The organism is Kribbella sp. DT2 (genome assembly GCF_049844575.1).
Lineage (GTDB): Bacteria > Actinomycetota > Actinomycetes > Propionibacteriales > Kribbellaceae > Kribbella.
In genome coordinates this window covers 1270581-1288120 of the sequence record NZ_JBNCLH010000001.1, presented here as the reverse complement: position 1 = coordinate 1288120, position 17540 = coordinate 1270581, and the positions used below count along the sequence as shown (strand labels likewise).

Below are 17540 nucleotides of genomic sequence, written 5' to 3'. Positions count from 1 at the left end.
CTCCCCCGACGGGAGACGGCACAGTGGAGGGCATGACCTACTCGATCGGCGAACTGTCCCGGCGGACGGGCTTGACGGTGAAGACCATCCGCTTCTACTCCGATCGAGGGGTCGTGCCCACGACCCGCTCCGCCGCGGGTTACCGCCTGTACGACGCGGAGGCGCTCGCGCGGCTGGAGCTCATCCACGCGCTGCGGGACCTCGGCTTCCCGCTGGCGAAGATCGAGCAGCTGCTCGCCGACCGGACGTCCCTCGAGCAACTCGTCGCGGTGGAAGAAGAAGCGCTGGAGACCCAGCAGCAGACCCTCCGCCTGCGCCAAGCAGTCCTTCGGGCGGCCCGCAGCTCCTTGTCGGCAGACAGACTTCAAGAGCTGCAGCGACTGGCCGCGTTGTCTTCGGCCGGGCGGGCTGCCTTGGTGGAGGACTTCCTGTCGATTGTCTTCCAGCAGCAGGACGAGAGGTTTGCGGCTGCCCGCCGTTCGATGGTGCCGGAGCTGCCGGAACGTGCGTCGGTCGAGCAGCTCGAAGCCTGGGTGCAGCTGGCCGAGCTCGCACAGGACGTCGGGTTCCAGGAGCTGATGCGGGAGCTGGTCGACGGCTACACCGGCGTAGCGCTCCGGCCGGACGAGGTGGTGCGCGTACGGCGAGTGGTCGGACCTGCCGTCGGGCTCGACCCGAAGTCGGCGGAAGCAGCGCAGTACGTGGCCGCTGTCGGTGTGGTCGACGTCGACAGGTTGGCGCTGGCAGCCGACGCCCGCCGCGAGACCTACTTCGCGTTACTCGCCGTAGTCAACGGCTGGGCAGCTCCGGACGACACCGCCGCAGCGTTGCGGTGGTACCTGGAGGCACTGACCGCCGAGTGACGGAACTGATGGGCCACCGAAGACGTCACAACCTGCAGTCCAGCGGGTGGCGGTGGGGCGGCGACCCGGCCGGGATGGCACTCTGGGCTGACGACAAAGGTCCGGCAACCAGAGGGTGAGCACTGTGACGACGACGGAGTCGCGGTCACGCGGCCGCAACCTGCGCCGTGACGCCCTGGGGGTCGGAGCCGGTACGGCGATCGGAGTCTCCTCCACAGCACCGGCGTACTCACTGGCTGTGTCGGTAGGACTGCTCGCCGCGTACACCGGCGCCGCCGCACCGATCGTGCTGGCCGTCAGCGCGATCCCCGTCGTACTGGTCGCGCTCTGCTTCCGTGAGCTCAACCAGGCCGAGCCCGACTGCGGTACGACGTTCCCGTGGACCGAGAAGGCCTTCGGACTCAGCGTGGGCCGCATGGTCGGCTGGACCACGGTCATGGCCTGTGTGCTGGTGATGAGCAACCTCGCCCAGGTCGCCTCGGTCTACACCTATGCGCTGCTCGGCCTGGACGGCGCGGAGGACTCCCGGCTCGCCCAGGCCGCACTGGGCACGGTGTTCATCCTCGTCATGGCCCTGCTTGCCTACCGCGGAGTCCGGGTCGCAGCAGGCACTCAGCTGCTGCTCCTGTCGATCGAGCTCGTCGCGCTGCTCTGGTTCGTCGTCGGAGCGTTCCGCGAGGCCGGCACCCTCAGCATCCCGGCGTTCTCGGACACCGGCCAAGGTCACTGGGCCGCCGGCGTACTGGTCGCGGTGTTCCTCTACTGGGGCTGGGACTCGTCGTTCAGCGTCAACGAGGAGTCCCGCAACCCCCGCAGCACGCCCGCGATCGCCGCACTGATCTCCAACGCGGTCCTGGTCGTCCTGTACGTCGTGGTCGCCTGGGCCGCCGTCGCGTACGCCGGGACCGGTCAGCTGGCCGGCATCGCCGACGACGACTTCCTCGCCGTACTGGGTGAGGACCTGCTCGGTACGGCGGGCGGCAAGCTGCTGATCGCCGCCGTACTGGTCTCAGCGCTCGCGTCCACCCAGACGACGATCCTGCCGACCGCCCGGACGATGCTGTCGATGGCCCGCCGCGACGCGTTCCCCGGCCGGTTCGCCCGGATCTCCAAGCGGTACCACACGCCGAGTGTGTCGACATGGGTGTTCGCGACGGCCAGTGTGCTGATCTACGTGATCCTCGTGCTCACCTCGGACGCCGTACTGGCCGACTCCGTCGCCGCGGTGTCCATCCTGGTCTCGCTGTACTACGTGGCGACCGCCCTGGCCGTCCCGTTCTACTTCAAGGGCCAGTTGCAGGGCCGGGTCGTCCAGCGAGTGGTGGTGCCCACGCTGGCCGTGCTCTCGTTCGTGACCGTGCTGGTGCTGGCCGTGGCCGACGTCGGCGCAGGTCCCCTGGTTGTGGTGGGTGTGACGATGGTGGTGGGCGCGGCCGTGATGTTCTCGATGAAACCGCCCGCCGAAGGGGAGGGACGACGATGAGCGACCGCCGGATGCGCAGTGCGGGCATCACGCTGGGCCTGACCGCGCTGGTCGCGGCCTCGCTGACCGGGTGCTCCAACGACGACGACCAGCCGGAGTACGCCGCGATCTGCGTCGACCCGCAGACCGAGCAGCGCTCCGACGACGCCAACTGCAAGGACGAGCGCGAGTACAACGGGGCCGGGTCCGGTGCGGGCTTCTTCTGGTTCTACATGGCCACCCGCGGTGGCGGCCTGGTCCCGCCGATCGGCGGCCGGTACAACGCCGGCCAGGGGACGTACACGATCCCGCGGACCGGCACGGGCGGCAGCGGCAGCCCGACCATCAAGCGTGGCGGGCTGGACACCAAGGGCGGCGACATCGGCACGATCTCGCGCGGCGGTTTCGGCAAGTCGGGCAAGGGGAGCTCTGGCGGCTGATGTGGCGGCACTCGATCAAGCCCCGCCCGGACTGGCGGGACAAGGTCGTCGAGCAGGGTCTGGTCTTCCCGATGACCGACATGCCGGACGGCACCGAACGCCCGTACTGGAACGAGAGCGCCTGGTACGAGGTGACCATGGACGAGGTGACGCACCTCGAGGAGGTCACCGAGGAGCTGTACGCGATGTGCAAGCACGCTGCGTCGGTGATGGCGGCCGGTGACCGGTTCAGCGACGCGCAGCTCGGCCTGGCGCCCGGCACGCTGCCACTGGTGCAGGAGTCGCTGAAGCGCGACGACCTGTCCGTGTACGCGCGGTTCGACCTGGTCTGGAACGGTGTCGAGCCGAAGATGCTGGAGATCAACGGCGACACCCCGACCGGGCTGCTGGAGTCCGCGGTGATCCAGTGGAACTGGCTGGAGGAGATCTTCCCCGACGCCGACCAGTGGAACTCCGTGCACGACCGGCTGGTGAAGTGGTGGGGCGACCAGCGCGCGGCCGGCCGGTTCCCGGGCAACGAGGCGCACTTCTTCAACTCCGGCGCCGAGACCACCGGCGAGGAGGCGATGACGGTCGCCTACCTGCGCGACACGGCGGCGATGGCCGGCCTGGCGACGTACGGGCACGAGATCGAGGACCTGGGCTGGGAGTCGGCACAGCGCGCGTTCGTCGACTGGGGCGGGCGCCAGATCCGGACCGCGTTCAAGCTGTACCCGTGGGAGGACATGCTCGACGACCAGTTCGGGCGGTACCTGCTGGCCGGGATGGAGCGCGAGCCGGTGCAGTGGATCGAGCCGATCTGGAAGACGATGCTGTCCACGAAGGCGATCCTGCCGATCCTGTGGGAGCTCTACCCCGACCACCCGAACCTGCTGCCGGCGTACTTCGACAACCCCGGCGACCTGCTCGAATGGGTGGCCAAGCCGCTGCACGGGCGCGAGGGCAGCAACATCCGGATCCACACCATCGGCGGCGACGACCACGTGCAGGAGGGTCCGTACGAGACCGACACGATGGTGTACCAGGAGTGGAGCCCGCTGCCGTCGTACGAGGGGAACCGGGCGGTGATCGGCAGCTGGATCGTCGACGGCGCCGCGGCCGGCATGATGGTCCGCGAGTCCGACGGCCCGATCACCGACTACTACGCCCGCTTCGTCCCGCACGCGATCGGCACCTCACCGCGCCCGGACAACGAGACCATCAGTCAATGGCTGACCGAGTGATCAGTCCAGGTTCACCGCGACGTACTTGACCTCCAGGTACTCGTCGATGCCGACGGTGCCGCCCTCGCGGCCGAGGCCGGACTGCTTGACGCCGCCGAACGGCGCCGCGGGGTTGGAGACGATGCCCTGGTTGAGGCCGATCATGCCGGTCTCGAGCCGCTCCGAGACGCGCAGCGCGCGGGCCAGGTCCTTGGTGAACAGGTACGAGACCAGGCCGAACTCGGTGTCGTTGGCCATCGCGACCGCCTCGTCCTCGGTCTCGAAGGCGGTCAGCGGCGCGACCGGGCCGAAGATCTCCTCCTTCTGCAGCCGCGCGGACTTCGGTACGTCGGTGAGCACCGTCGGCGGGTAGAAGTACCCCTTGCCCTCGACAACGTCCGCGCCGGTGAGCACCCGGGCGCCCTGCTGGACGGCGTCCTCGACCAGGTCCTTGACCTTGTCCCGCTGCTTGGCGTCGATCAGCGGGCCGACCTGGACGCCGTCCTCGGTGCCACGGCCGACCTTCAGCGCGGCCATCTTCTCGGTGAGCTTGGTCGCGAAGGCGTCGAGCACCGACGAGTGCACGTAGATCCGGTTGGCCGCCGTACAGGCCTCGCCGCCGTTGCGCATCTTGGCCTGCATCGCGCCCTCGACCGCCTTGTCCAGGTCGGCGTCCTCGAACACCAGGAACGGCGCGTTGCCGCCGAGCTCCATGCTCGTCTTCAGCACCTGCTCGGCGGACTGCTCGATCAGCGATCGGCCGACCGGCGTCGAGCCGGTGAACGACAGCTTGCGGGCCCGCGGGTCGCGGATCAGCGGCTCCATCACGCCGCCGGAGTCACTCGTGGTGATGACGTTGAGCACCCCGGCCGGCAGCCCGGCCTCGGTCATCAGCTCGGCCAGCTTCAGCATCGACAGCGGGGTCTGCGCGGCCGGCTTGATCACCATCGTGCAGCCCGCGGCGACCGCCGGGCCGATCTTGCGCGCGCCCATCGCGGCCGGGAAGTTCCACGGCGTGATCAGCAGGCACGGCCCAACGGGCTGGCGCATGACCAGGAACCGGCCCTGCCCGTTCGGCGCGATCTGGTAGCCGCCGTCGATCCGGACCGCTTCCTCGGCGAACCAGCGGAAGAACTCCGCGGCGTACGCGATCTCGCCCTTGGACTCCGCGACCGGCTTGCCCATCTCGAGCGTCATCAGCAGCGCCAGCTCGTCGGCGCGCTCGGTCATCAGCTCGTACGTGCGGCGCAGGATCTCGCCGCGCTCTCGCGGTGCGGTCGCTGCCCACTCGGCCTGCGCCGCGACGGCCGCGTCCAAAGCGGCCACCCCGTCGACCGGGGACGCGTCGGCGACCTGGATGAGCGTCGTACCGGTGGAAGGATCCTCGACGGCGAGGGTCTTCCCGCCGTCGGCCGCTCGCCACTTGCCGCCGATGAACAGCTCGGTCGGACACTGCTGGACGACATCCTGCTCGCGCGACATCACATCTGCCTTTCCATAGTGGGGCAGTACCCACTTTAGGCAGTTGCAACGAAGTGCGGTGCGGAGCGCGGCACCGTGCGGATGGCCCGGGTCAGGGCGGCCGCGACTGTACGGAGGATCGAGGAGCGCACCAGGCCGTCGTACGCCAGCGGGGCGAGCATGATCTCGGACGCACCCGTCCCGGCCGCCAGCTTGGCCAGTCCGGCCGCGACGGTCGAGCGGGAGCCGACGATGTGGCCGGGGTCGTCCAGGAGCCGCTCGGCCCGGCCACGCTCGCGCCCGGTGATCGGGGGCTCCAGCAACTCGAGCAGCTCGGCCGGAGTGGCTCGGGGCGAGGCGGCGGCCAGCCGGTGCTTCACCCGGACGTACTCGGCCAGCCGGTTGAGCGCCTCCTCGTCGGTGTCGGCGGCAACGACCCCGACCGACACCCCCAGGTAGGGCTTGCCGGTAGGCCCGGTCGGCTCGAAGGTGTCCCGGTACGCCGCAGCGGCCGCCACGGTGGTCTCTGTCGCGGTCAGGAAGATCGGGAGCCCTCGTACCGCGGCCAACTGCGCCGTGGCCGGCCGGTTCGCCAGAACGAACACGGGCGGCGGCAACCCGGCCAGCGTGAGGCGGACGTCCCCTACCGGGGTCCGTCCGGGCAGTCCGTCACGCAGGAACCGGCACAGCTCGTCCAGCCGCTGCGGGAACGTCTCCCGCGCGTCACCGGACCAGCCGAGAGCTGCCGCGGTACAAGGTGCCGACACGCTGCCTTCGCTGACCCCGAGGTCGATCCTGCTCGGGTACGCCGCGGCCAGCGCGGCGAACTGCTCGGCGATCAGCAGCGGCTTGTGGTGCCCCAGCAGTACTCCCCCGGAGCCCAGCCGGATCCTGTCCGTCCGCGCCGCCAGTACGGCGGCCAGCACGGCCGGCGCGGCGCTGCCGATCCCCCGGACCCCGTGGTGCTCGGCCATCCAGAACCGGCGGTAGCCCAGGTCGTCGGCGGTCTGCGCGACCTCGACCGTCTCCCGCAACGCCGCCGCGGCCGACTGCCCAGCCGGCTGCGGCACGACGTCGAGCACCGAGTGAGCTGAGACCGGAAGACCGGGAGCTGGGCTGTACACACGCTCACGGTGACACCAGCCGGGCCCGCGCACATGGGGAATCTGCACCCATGTTCTACCACCGCTACACCCGGCAATCGGGTACTCACGGAACGCAGAAGTTGGGTAGCCCGGAGCCTTGCGCCGTCGCGACCTCGGCTGGAATGGTCTGCCGCAGCTCGGAACGCCTTGAAAACAAGGGGAAACGGGCCGCACCTCATCCACCGCACCACCCACCGAAGGAGAACACCATGAACGCGATCCTGAACCTGCAGCGTCTCGACGCCGACAAGGGCCACGTCGGCCAGGAGCCGTCGATCTCGATCACGTCCTGCGACTCGAACAGCTGCAACTGAGCTGCCCGGTCATCGCACCGGAGTATGCCGCGGGGTGATCACCGCTCGGTGACCGTCCCCGTCTCCGGGTCTCGGACCAACGGTCCGAGGCCCGGAGCGGCACCGAACCACCGCCACCGACCAGGGAGCTCCCGATGTGGGCGATGTACAACCTCTACGCGCAACAGGACCGCCGCTGGTACGAGCCCCTGGACCGCTACAACCCCGATCCCGAGCTGCTCGCCGTGCACCGCCGCCTGGTCCCGCGCGCGTGGGGTCTGCGCCGCCGCGGTCTCTGGTTCATCGTCGACGTGCCCGGCGCCACCCTGGTCCCGCAGGGCTGGAAGCTGCACGTCTCGACCGCGCCCGACCGGGCCGAGCAGACCCTCGCGGACGCGCTCGAGGTCCTGGTCGAGCAGCGGGTCCCCTTCAAGTTCCTGCTGGACCGGCGGAGCACCGAGCGGACGCTGGCCAAACGCTGGTCCCGGGGCTCGGCCGGCAAGTTCATCACCGTCTACCCCGCGACCGACGAGGAGTTCCTCACGGTCGCGAAGGAGCTCGCCGACGCGGTCGGGGACACCGGCGGCCCACACATCCTGTCCGACCGCCCGGTGCCCGGCAGCACCTCGGTCTTCTACCGGTACGGCGGTTTCCTGGCCGACCGCCGCTACACGCCGGACGGCGTACCGAGTCTGATGCTCAAGGCTCCCGACGGGAGCGACGTCCCCGACTACCGGCAGCCGTACTACTCCGTGCCGTCGTGGGCCACCGACCCCTTCGGGGAAGCCGAGCCCGAGGCCGGCGTACCCCTGCTCGACGACGGGCGGTACCGCGTCGAGTCCGCACTGGCCTTCAGCAACGGCGGCGGCGTCTACACCGGCGCGGTCGAAGCGGACGGCAGCCCGGTGATCCTGAAGGAGGCGCGCCCCGGTGTGATGGCGAGCAGCACGACCAGTGCGCTCGAGGCTCTGGAGCGCGAGCACCGGATCCTGGAGAAGCTCGCCGACACGGGGCACTTCGTGCGGCCGCGCGGCTTCTTCTCCGAGAGCGGACACCACTTCCTGGTCGAGGACCGCGTGACCGGGCCGCAGATGAGCACCCGCTCGGTCTCGACGAATCCGCTGCACACCCTCGACCTCACACCCGAAGGACTCCGCGGGTACTACGCCACGCAGCAGCGCTGGTGGTTGCAGCTGGCCGACGCGATCGCGGCGGCGCACGCGCGCGGCGTCGTACTGGCTGATCTTTCCTTCACCAACGTGCTGATCGACGACGGACCGGACGGGAGCACTCCGGACAGCCGGCTGGTCGTCATCGACCTGGAGGCCGCGATCGAGCACGGCGTCGACGCTCCCCTGGGTCTGACCACTCCGGGTGTCAGCAGCCCGCGAGTGATCGAGGACAAGCTCGCCGACGGCGCCGGTGACTACTACGCGCTCGGTGCCCTCATGCTCGGCTCGCTGCACCCGGTCAACGCCGCGGTCGGTTTCCACCCCGAGCTGCTGCCCGGCTTCCTCGAAGCGCTCCGCGACGACCTCGCCCTGCCGCCCGGACTCACCGACCTGATCGGCGAGCTGATGGACCCCGCAGCCCAAGGCGCGGGCCCTGATCCGGTCGCGGTCCGCCGCCGGATCGAGGCGCTCGACTTCGCCACGCACCGCGCCTGGGACTCCCCGGTCCCGCTGCTGCTCCCGGCCACCGGCCCGACCAGCGAACAGCGTGCTCACACGGTCGAGACCGCTCGTGGGCTGGTGGACACGATCATGCTCAGTGGTGACCCCACTCGCTCGGACCGCCTGTTCCCCGGCCATCCGCTGCAGCACGAGACCAACCCGTACTCCGTGGGGTACGGCGCTGCCGGCGTACTGCACACGCTGCTCAACCTCTCCGACGAGGTGGCCGACGGATCCGGCCGGCGGTCGCGGCTGCCCGGCATGGCCACCTCGTGGCTGCTCGCAGCACCGCTGTCACCGGCGCGGATCCCACCAGGCCTCTACACCGGCCTGGCCGGAGTCGCCTGGACCCTGGACGAGGCCGGACAGCCTGATCGCGCTCGCGAAGTACTGCGTGATGCCGTCGACCATCCCTTGCTCGACGGTGAGCCGGGCATGCTGCAAGGCATCGCAGGCGTCGGTACGGCGTGCCTTCGGCTGTGGAGGTCCCAGGGCGACGCGAGTCACCTAGACAACGCCGTGGCCCTGGCGGAGCGGCTGGTCCTCCCCCACGGCCCGATCGGCTACGCGTACGGCGGCAGCGGTGTCTCGACGTTCCTGCTGTACCTCGCACTGGCCACCGGCGACGACAAGTGGCAGTCGCTCAGCCGCACCGCGCTGCGGCACGACCTGGAGCAGCTCTTCCCGCTCAACGACGTACTGAGCAGCTTTCCGAGCCATGCCCCGGACGACGGCGAGAACCCGACCGATCTCAAGCCCTACTGGGACCACGGCACGGCCGGCGTGGCGACCGCCGTACTGCGGCAGCTCGCGGTTGCCCCGGACGACGAGCTGCGGCAGGCCTGGGACGCGATGCGGGCCGACCTGGTCAGGAGCTGGTCAGTGATGCCTCAGCTTTACCACGGGCTGTCCGGACTCGGCATGGCGCTGCTGGACGCGGCCGAGCTGATCGGTGACGAGCAGGCCGGGCTGGATGCCTGGCGCACCGCTGAGGGTGTGCTCCGGTTCGTTGTCGGTGCACCGGACCAGACCTCGGTCCCTGGTGAGCAGTGCCTGCGGGAGAGCGTCGACCTGGCCACCGGAGCGTCGGGAGTCCTGATGTTCCTCGACCGGCTCACCCGGTACCGCGAGGGCAGTCGCACCAACAACAACTTCCTGCTCGACGACCTGCTGCCATGACGACCACCGAGCACTCCGCGGACGAGGCCGGCCAGCCGAGCACCGGCAGCCGGGACGCGCTGAAGGCGCTGGCCGCCAACCGCGACTACCGGCGGATGTGGCTGGGTGACACGGTCTCGCAGGCCGGCTCGTCCGCCTCCATGCTGGCCTACCCGCTGCTCACCCTGGCCGAGACCGGTTCGGTCTTGGATGCGGGCCTGATCGCCGGCGTCACGTTCTTCGCCCGCCTGATCGGCCAGGTACCGGCCGGCTACCTCGCCGACACGGTCAGCCGTCGCAAGCTCCTGATCATCACCGGCATCGTGCACGGCCTGCTGCTCGCCGCGATCGCGGTGATGGCCGTCACCGGCACGTACCAGTTCGCCTTGATGGTCGTCCTGACCGCGGCCGGCTCCATCACGTCGGCCTTCGGCGCGCCTGCCCGGACCCAGGCACTGCGCACCCTGGTCGAACGCAAGCAGCTGGCCGAGGCCATCGCGGTCACCACCGGCCGCGGGTACGCGCTGGACCTGGTGATGCCGGTCGTGGGTGGTGCGCTGTTCGCCCTGCACCGTGCGATCCCGTTCGCCGTCGACGCCGTGACGTTCTGGTTCTCCGCGTTCTGCGTCAGCCGGATCAAGACCGATCTCGGTCCGGAGCCCGGCCGGCCCCGGACCCGTTTCCTGCCCGAGTTCGTCCGCGGCTGGTCCCTGCTCTGGCGGGACAGCTTCCTGCGCAGTGCCTGCCTGTACTCGACCGGGTCCAACCTGATCGTCTCGGCGGTCCTCTTCTCGGTGATCCTCGGCAACGGCGCGGGCAGCATCAGCGCCCTCAGCAGCGGGGGCGCCATCACCGCCGCCGCTGTGGCCGGCCTGGTCGGCGCCGGGTTCTCACCGCGGATCCAGCGGCGGTTCCCGCTGCAGCGGGTTCTGGTCGGCGTCTGCCTGACCCGAGCCGTACTGGTGCTGGCCACCGCCACCGTCGACCACCCGGCGGCCCGGATCGCTGCCCTGGTCGTGGTCACCTTCTGCACACCGATCACCGCCGGCGCGATGATGACCGCCCAGCTGCTGCGCGTCGACCGCGAGGTCCTGGGCCGGGTGAGCAGCGCCCAGGGACTGATCGGCTCCTGCGCCCAGCCCCTGGCGCCTCTGCTGGCGGGTGCGCTGATCCACTTCGCCGGGCCGGCCGGGACCTGCGCGATCCTCGGCGCGGGTTTCGCCGTCCTCGCGGCCGGTGCCGCGCTCTCCCGCGGCCTCCGGGTCTGGGCGGCGGCGTGACCGGGTCCAGGGCGGAGCGCCCTGGGGGATCAGCCCCCATGTTCTGCCCGGCGAACCCCGCCAGAAGATGGGGGCCGACGGCACTTGTCCGGCTCGTGGGCCTCGGGCATCGTTCTCGGCATCCCAGCAGATCCAGCGACTCGGGAGGCCCACCACGAGGACAACGATCAGCGGAGGCCGGTGACGGCCGCGCCGCAACCCATGAATTCCTGAGCCGCGAAAGCCTTCCACCAGAGGCCGACCGGAGCAGGCGCTGCTGCCGCGGGGCGGTCGTCCCCCAGTCACCGTCCCGCGGACAGCTGCAAAACAAGCGTTTGTGGGACACGTACGGCGAAGCGAACGCTTGGAGAAATATGGGGGACGCATACCCATGTCTTCCGGCCCGCCTGCTGCGACGCTGTCGGCGTGCTCGACTCAGCAACCACCGGGGCGCCCCCGACCGACCAGCCGAAAGCCTGGTGGTCAGCGGGGCTCGGTCCGCACGAGCAGGCATCGACGATGCCGGCCTGGGCGGCGTACGTCGAACGCAGCTTGGGATTGCGGTCTGTACCGGCACCCGTCGAGGGTGACTGGCAACAGGCCCTGGTCCGTTGCCTCCATCCCCTGCTCGCCTCCGCCCGCAACGACCTGACCACCGCCGGCCACACCGGCGAGGTCACCGAACAGTTCCTGCACCGCCTGGGACTGCGCCTGGTCAAGCTCGCCGCCCGCACCCTGGTCCTGGAACTGTCCCGGGCCCGCCACCGCGGAGACCTGACCGGCGCCACCCCGGCGATGCGTTTTCTTGACTTCACCCACCGGCTCGTTGGAGGGAGCGAGCTGGCGGACCTCCTGGCCGCGTACCCGGTACTGGCCCGGGTCCTGGGCGAGGCGTGCCGACAGTCCGTCGAGGGCCACCTCGAACTGCTGACCCGCCTCGCCGAGGACCGCGAGCTGATCGTCGCGGAGCTGCTGAACGGGAACGACCCCGGTCCAGTCACCGGAATCGAGCCCGGCGGCGACCTGCATCACGGGGGCCGATGCACGACGACGCTCACGTTCGCCGACGGCCGGCGGGTCGTCTACAAGCCGCGAGCCCTCGACCTGCACGCGCACTTCAACGGCCTGGTGCACTGGCTCAACGACCGGACAGGCTTGGAGATCAGGACGGTTCGGCTGGTTGCCCGCAGCGAGTACGGCTGGCTCGAGCACATCGACTACCACCCGTGCACCGACCTCACCGGAGTGAGCAGGTTCTACCGGCGGCAGGGGGCCCTGCTGGCACTGCTGTACGTGCTCGACGGCACCGACATGCACTACGAGAACCTGATCGCGGCGGGTGACCAGCCGGTCCTGGTCGACGTGGAGACGCTGTTCCACCCGAACACCACAGTGCAGACCACGATCGGCATCGACCCGGCCCACGCGGCACTCCGCGACTCCGTCTACCGAACCGCCCTGCTGCCTCTCCTGCTGGCCGGCGAGCACGGCGTCGTGGATCTGTCCGGGCTCGGCGGCGACGCGGGCATCGTCGCCCCGCACAACGTCGTCGACTGGGCCGACGCGGGACTGGACACGATGCGGCTCGTCCGGCGAATGGCCAGGACCCAAGGAGGCCGGAACCGTCCGTACATCGACGGCGGCGCGACGGAACCCCGCGACCACGAGGTCGGCATCGCGACCGGCTTCCGGCTGGCTTACAGCGCCATCGTTCGGCACCGCGACGAACTGCTCGCCCCTGGCGGACCGATCCAGTGCTGCGCCGAGGACGAGATCCGCTACGTCGCCCGCCCGACCCGGGTCTACACAGGCCTGCTGGATGAGGCAACCCACCCCAACGCCCTGCGGACGACCGACAGCCAGGAGGCGTGGTTCGAACTGCTCTGGGAGACCGACAGCACGACGCAGCGACTGGTCCCGTACGAGCTGGCCGACCTCCGTGCCGGCGACGTGCCGTTGTTCCGCACCCGCCCCGGCAGCACCGACGTCTGGGCAGCGGACGGCGCACGGATCCCCGGATTGTTCACCGAGAGCGGTCTGGACCGGGTACGGGCCAAGATCTCGACCCTCAACGAGGTCGACCAGCACCGGCAGCTCTGGATCATCTCCGCGTCGCTGGCAACTCGCCCCGAACCGGTCGTCCACGTGGCCAGGTCGTCGCGACCAGGCTTGGGCACGACCGAGGCGGACCCTGGACAACTTCTTGCCTCGGCGACGGACATCGCGGACGAGATCGTCGCCCAAGCTGTTGGCAACCGCGACGGCCAAGTGAACTGGCTCGGCCTCGAACTGCTCGACGACCACCACTGGGCCGTGCTCCCCATGGGCGCGGGCCTGACCAGCGGTTACCTGGGCACCGCGCTGTTCCTCGCACAGGTGGGGCAACTGACCGGCGCCTCCAAGTACGGCGAACTGGCGTGGGACGCGATCCAGCCGGTCCCCGCCCTGCTGCGCTCGCTACGGGACGACCCCGCCGCCGTCCAGACCATTGGGATCGGGATGCACGGGCTGGGCGGCATCAGCTACGGCCTGCACCGCTTGGCGGCTCTGCTCGACAACCAAGCGCCCGCCGACTGGCTGACCGACGTACTGGAACTGTGCGAACAGGTCGAGCCCAACGCGGCGTTCCCGAGCTTCGCCGACGGTGCGGCCGGCGGCCTTGCCGCGATGCAAGCGATTGAAGGAGTTCCGGGCTCTGCGGCACTCGCGACCAGGTACGCGGATCAGCTCACCGCGGTGGTAGACCAGTCGGTCGGTCGCGGCGACTCTGCTGACGGTCTCGGGTTCTCCCGCGGGCATCTGGGCATCGCCTGGGCCTTGGGGAACTACCGGTCTGCCGGACCGCGGCATCGTGAGGCTGCCCAGGCCGCTGCCCACCTCGGCAGCGGCAAGAGCTCGCCAGGATGGTGCTCCGGCCGTGCCGGAACGATTCTCGCCCACTGGTCGGCCGGCCTGCCGATCGCTGTGGACGGATACCTCGAAGCCACGCGGAACCGCCCCCTGCTGGACGATCTCAGCCTGTGTCACGGCGAGCTGGGCGCAGTCGAACCACTGCTGTGGCTCGTCCCGCACTACCCCGCGGCGGAGGTTGTTCGGCGACGCCGAGCGGGGATGGTTCTGACCGCACTGGCGCACCACGGCCCGCGCTGCGGCACACCGGGGTCGGTCCCGTCAGCCGGTCTGCTCAGCGGCCTGGCCGGAGTCGGCTACGGGCTCCTGCGTCTGGGCTTCCACCAACAGGTGCCCTCGTTCCTCTTTCCACCTTCAGCTGTCTGACGGCGTCCACCCGTTCGCCGATCAGCCGACCCATCCGATAGGAGAGCACCATGACCGCCCACGATGCCCACGACGACCGCCCCGAGACCGACGAAGCCGACCCGATCGGCGCTCCGCTCCCGCCGGCCCGCAGCCGGGTCGGCTCGCGCGCCATGGCTCTGATCGGTCTGGTCGGGATGGGTGCGGTCGGACTCGCAGCGGCCACGGAAGTGTGCAGCACCTGGCCCACGCTGGAACAGTGAAACAGGGCGGGCCGGGAGCGAACCTGCCGTTATCCCTGCGTCCTGGCCTGTCCATCGTTAAAGTTGGCAAGCATGCAGACCCGCGCGTCACACCTGGTCGGCAGGGACGGGGAGATCGACCATCTCCAGCACCTGCTGACCGCGACGCGTGAAGGCCGCGGCGGCGCGGCTTTCCTTGTCGGCGAACCCGGCATCGGCAAGAGCCGCCTGTCCGCTGTCGCCACCACGATCGCGCTCGACACCGGCATGGTCACCTTGCGTGGCCGTGTCGGTGCGCTCGGTACTCTAGTGCCCTTTCGGCCTTTCACGGAAGCGTTCCTGTCGCTGATTCGCCGCGGTGAGATGCCCTCGCCGGACGGACTGGGTGCCTACCGTCAAGTGCTCGGCCGAGTGATCCCCGACTGGAGCGACGCGGCCACGCCGCAGGCGGCAGTGTCGCCGGTCATCCTTGGCGAGGCAGTGCTCCGGTTGCTCGAGCTCGTCGGTCAGGACAACGGATGTCTGCTGGTCCTGGAGGACCTGCACAGCGCCGACCCGGAGACCCTGGCTGTCCTGGAGTACCTCGTCGACAGCGTGGGCGACAGCCCGGTGGCGCTGGTCGCGACCCTGCGCTCGGAGGAGTGCCCGGCCCGCGAGCTCGCCCAGATCGCGGCCCAGCGAGGAACCGCCGACCTGGTCGAGCTGCGCCCGCTCGATCGTGATCAGGTGGGGCAGCTGATCGGCGACTGCCTGGAGGTGTCCCCGACCGACGTCCCGGACTTCCTGGTCGGCCGGCTGTGGCAGGACAGCGCGGGTGTTCCCCTGGTGGTGGAAGAGCTTCTGCAGGAGGCGACCCGTTCGGGGCAGCTGGTGACCACCCCGAACGGAAGCATCCAGGTCGTCGAAGGCCTTCGTACCGCCGTCCCCGGTTCGATCGTGCGCAGCGTCACCAGCAGGATCGAGAAGCTGGGCCCTGAGTCGCGCGACCTCCTGGTCCTCGCGGCGGTGATCGGCCACCGGTTCCCTCTGAGCGTCGTGCGCCAGGCCACCGACACCGACGAACGGTTGCTGCTGGCAACTTTGCGGGCCGGGCTAGCCGCCCAGCTGGTCGGCCCGGACGAGCCGGTGCCCGACTGGTACGCCTTCCGGCACCCCCTGACCGCCGAGGCCTTGCTCGCCGGAATCACTCCGACCGAACGGGGGGAACTGGCGCGGCGATGCGCGGACGCGATCGAGGAACTGCATCCCGGCCTGCCCGGTGAGTGGTGCACGATGGTGGCCGAGCTGGCCGAGAACGGCGGTGACCTGCTCCGCGCAGGACGGCTGTTCGCCTCTGCCGGGCAGCGTTCCTTCGACAACGGCTCGATGGAGTCGGCCGTCAAGCTGCTGGAGCGGGCGACCGAGCTGCTCGAGTCCGACCCCGACACCGGCCACCGCGCCGACATCCTCGGCTCGTTGCTGATCGCCCTGAGCGAGACCGGCCAGTTCGAGAACAGCGCGGCCCACGTGGCCACGATCGAGCAGATGGCGTACCGCAACCTGGACAGCCGCAAGGTCGCCTCGCTGTACGTGCAGCTGGCGAACTTCGAGCACATGGCCGGCCGGTGGGCTGCCGCGCTGACCCATGTCGCCACGGCCCGGTCCTTGCTCGGCAGCAATGCGGGTGACGCCGACTTCGCCCCCGTCGACGCGATCGCCGCGCACCTCGAACTGGCACGAACCAGCCCCGGCCGGATCAAGTCCGCCACCGAGCTGGCCTCGCGGGCCGCGGAGGCGGCCGAGCGCGCCGACCTGCCTGCCGTGGCCTGCGACGCCCTGCAACTGCTGGGCATCCTCTCCCGGGAGAAGGACCTGGATCGGTCGATCGACTACTTCCACCGGGCGCGCCAGGTCGCCGAGGTGAACAACCTGACCTTCCAACGCGTCTGCTCGCACATCTTCCAGGCGGGCTCGATCCTGCTGGCGACCGGGAGCCTCGTCGAGCTCGAGCGCGCGCGCCAGCAGGCGATGGGGATCGGAGCGATCTCCCTGGCCTACGAGGTGGACGGCACCATCGCGCAGGCGCTGGTGATGCGCTCGGAGCACGAGCGGGCAGGCCGGCTCATCGACGAGTGCCTGGACTTCACCCGCCGGGTTCGGATCGGGCGGTCGGCGACCTACTTCCTGGCCACGAAGGCCATGCTCGAAGCGCATCAAGGTCACCGCGGCGCGATGGAGTCGACACTGGCCGAAGCCTCGTCCTGGGGCGGCGAGCGGGCGTCGTACGAGCTGCCCTACTCCTACGGCCTGGCCCGGACCTTCTGCGCTCTGCTCGAGGAGAACCGGGAACTGGCCGAGTCCGAGATGGCACAGGCGCTGGCTTACGACGCGCAGAACCCGACCACCTTCCACACCTCGGGCAAGAACGGTGTCGGCCTGCTGCTCGGCGTGCTGTCGGGCCGGAACGGCTGGGAGCACCTCGAGGTTGTCAGCGCCACGTCGGCCAGCAGGATGCGGTGGAACAAGCAGTTCGTGCATCTGTCGCGCGCCATCCTGCTCGGCCGGGCCGGCCAGGGCGACGAGGCGGCACAGGAGGTCGCCGAGTCGCTGATGACGTCGGAGATCTATCCGATGGCCCGGCACCTCGGTCTGCGGCTGGTCGCAGAGGCGGCCTGGAACGACGGCTGGGGAACCCCGGTCGAGTGGCTGCGGCAGGCCGAGAACTGGTTCCACCAGGCAGAGATCGCCCCGGTTGCCAGTGCCTGCCGCAGTCAGTTGCGCCAGTGGGGCGAGACCGTCCCGCAACGACGCAGCGGATCCGAGCAGGTGCCACCCAACCTGCGCAAGCTCGGGGTCACCTCGCGCGAGTACGAGGTCTGCTTGCTGCTCGTCGACCGGATCGGCAACAAGTCGATCGCGTCGCGCTTGCACATCTCTCCCCGTACCGTGGAGAAGCACGTGGCGAGTTTGATGACCAAGACCCGGCAGCCGGACCGGGAGGCGCTCAGCAGTTTCGCGCGGACGGTGTTGCAGGACTGATCCCGGGCGGCGCGCGTGTGCTCGGGCGTGTCACGGCCGGTCAGTGATAGTTGTCGTGGCACCGAAACT

Annotated in this window: 12 protein-coding genes; 10 read left to right on the top strand and 2 right to left on the bottom strand. The window is 70.0% G+C overall.

Annotated elements, in window-relative coordinates; all coding sequences use genetic code 11:
* Positions 1-32: 32 nt before the first annotated feature.
* From ACLQ2O_RS06130 to ACLQ2O_RS06115, 4 genes are all read left to right on the top strand, one after another.
* Complete coding sequence (locus ACLQ2O_RS06130; RefSeq protein ID WP_425828068.1) at positions 33-863, top strand: MerR family transcriptional regulator; 831 nt, start codon at positions 33-35, stop codon at positions 861-863.
* Positions 864-987: 124 nt separating this feature from the next.
* The gene (locus ACLQ2O_RS06125; protein WP_425828066.1) at positions 988-2346 is read left to right on the top strand and encodes an APC family permease; all 1359 of its coding nucleotides are present in this window, start codon (positions 988-990) and stop codon (positions 2344-2346) included.
* Positions 2343-2765 carry a hypothetical protein gene (locus ACLQ2O_RS06120; RefSeq protein ID WP_425828064.1) on the top strand — a complete coding sequence of 141 codons (423 nt, stop codon included), beginning with the start codon at positions 2343-2345 and terminating at the stop codon, positions 2763-2765. The genes ACLQ2O_RS06125 and ACLQ2O_RS06120 overlap by 4 nt, the downstream gene beginning before the upstream one ends.
* A complete protein-coding gene (locus ACLQ2O_RS06115; protein ID WP_425828062.1) occupies positions 2765-3988 on the top strand; it encodes a glutathionylspermidine synthase family protein in 1224 nt (407 codons plus the stop codon). Before ACLQ2O_RS06120 ends, ACLQ2O_RS06115 begins: the two co-directional genes overlap by 1 nt.
* On the opposite strand, the gene ACLQ2O_RS06110 is transcribed toward ACLQ2O_RS06115, so the two are convergent.
* Both ACLQ2O_RS06110 and ACLQ2O_RS06105 read right to left on the bottom strand, forming a co-directional pair.
* Positions 3989-5449, bottom strand: coding sequence for an NAD-dependent succinate-semialdehyde dehydrogenase (locus ACLQ2O_RS06110; RefSeq protein ID WP_425828060.1), 1461 nt, complete (start codon positions 5447-5449; stop codon positions 3989-3991).
* Positions 5450-5484: 35 nt separating this feature from the next.
* Positions 5485-6510, bottom strand: coding sequence for an MsnO8 family LLM class oxidoreductase (locus tag ACLQ2O_RS06105; protein ID WP_425828058.1), 1026 nt, complete (start codon positions 6508-6510; stop codon positions 5485-5487).
* A 272-nt stretch (positions 6511-6782) separates the two neighbouring features.
* Here ACLQ2O_RS06105 and ACLQ2O_RS06100 point away from each other — a divergent pair, with 272 nt between their 5' ends.
* From ACLQ2O_RS06100 to ACLQ2O_RS06075, 6 genes are all read left to right on the top strand, one after another.
* Positions 6783-6887: a class III lanthipeptide gene (locus tag ACLQ2O_RS06100; protein WP_425828056.1), complete on the top strand. Its 105-nt coding sequence runs from the start codon at positions 6783-6785 to the stop codon at positions 6885-6887.
* A gap of 134 nt (positions 6888-7021) precedes the next feature.
* On the top strand, positions 7022-9718 hold the full coding sequence (gene lanKC, locus ACLQ2O_RS06095; protein ID WP_425828054.1) for a class III lanthionine synthetase LanKC: 2697 nt from the start codon (positions 7022-7024) through the stop codon (positions 9716-9718).
* The gene (locus tag ACLQ2O_RS06090; protein ID WP_425828052.1) at positions 9715-10977 is read left to right on the top strand and encodes an MFS transporter; all 1263 of its coding nucleotides are present in this window, start codon (positions 9715-9717) and stop codon (positions 10975-10977) included. Before lanKC ends, ACLQ2O_RS06090 begins: the two co-directional genes overlap by 4 nt.
* 405 nt (positions 10978-11382) lie before the next feature.
* Complete coding sequence (locus ACLQ2O_RS06085) at positions 11383-14232, top strand: type 2 lanthipeptide synthetase LanM family protein (RefSeq protein WP_425828050.1); 2850 nt, start codon at positions 11383-11385, stop codon at positions 14230-14232.
* Positions 14233-14282: 50 nt separating this feature from the next.
* Positions 14283-14474, top strand: a complete 192-nt coding sequence (locus ACLQ2O_RS06080; RefSeq protein WP_425828048.1) for a hypothetical protein — start codon at positions 14283-14285, stop codon at positions 14472-14474.
* Positions 14475-14546: 72 nt separating this feature from the next.
* Positions 14547-17471 (top strand): AAA family ATPase, encoded by a 2925-nt coding sequence (locus ACLQ2O_RS06075; protein ID WP_425828046.1) that lies wholly within the window; start codon positions 14547-14549, stop codon positions 17469-17471.
* The last annotated feature ends 69 nt before the right edge of the window (positions 17472-17540 follow it).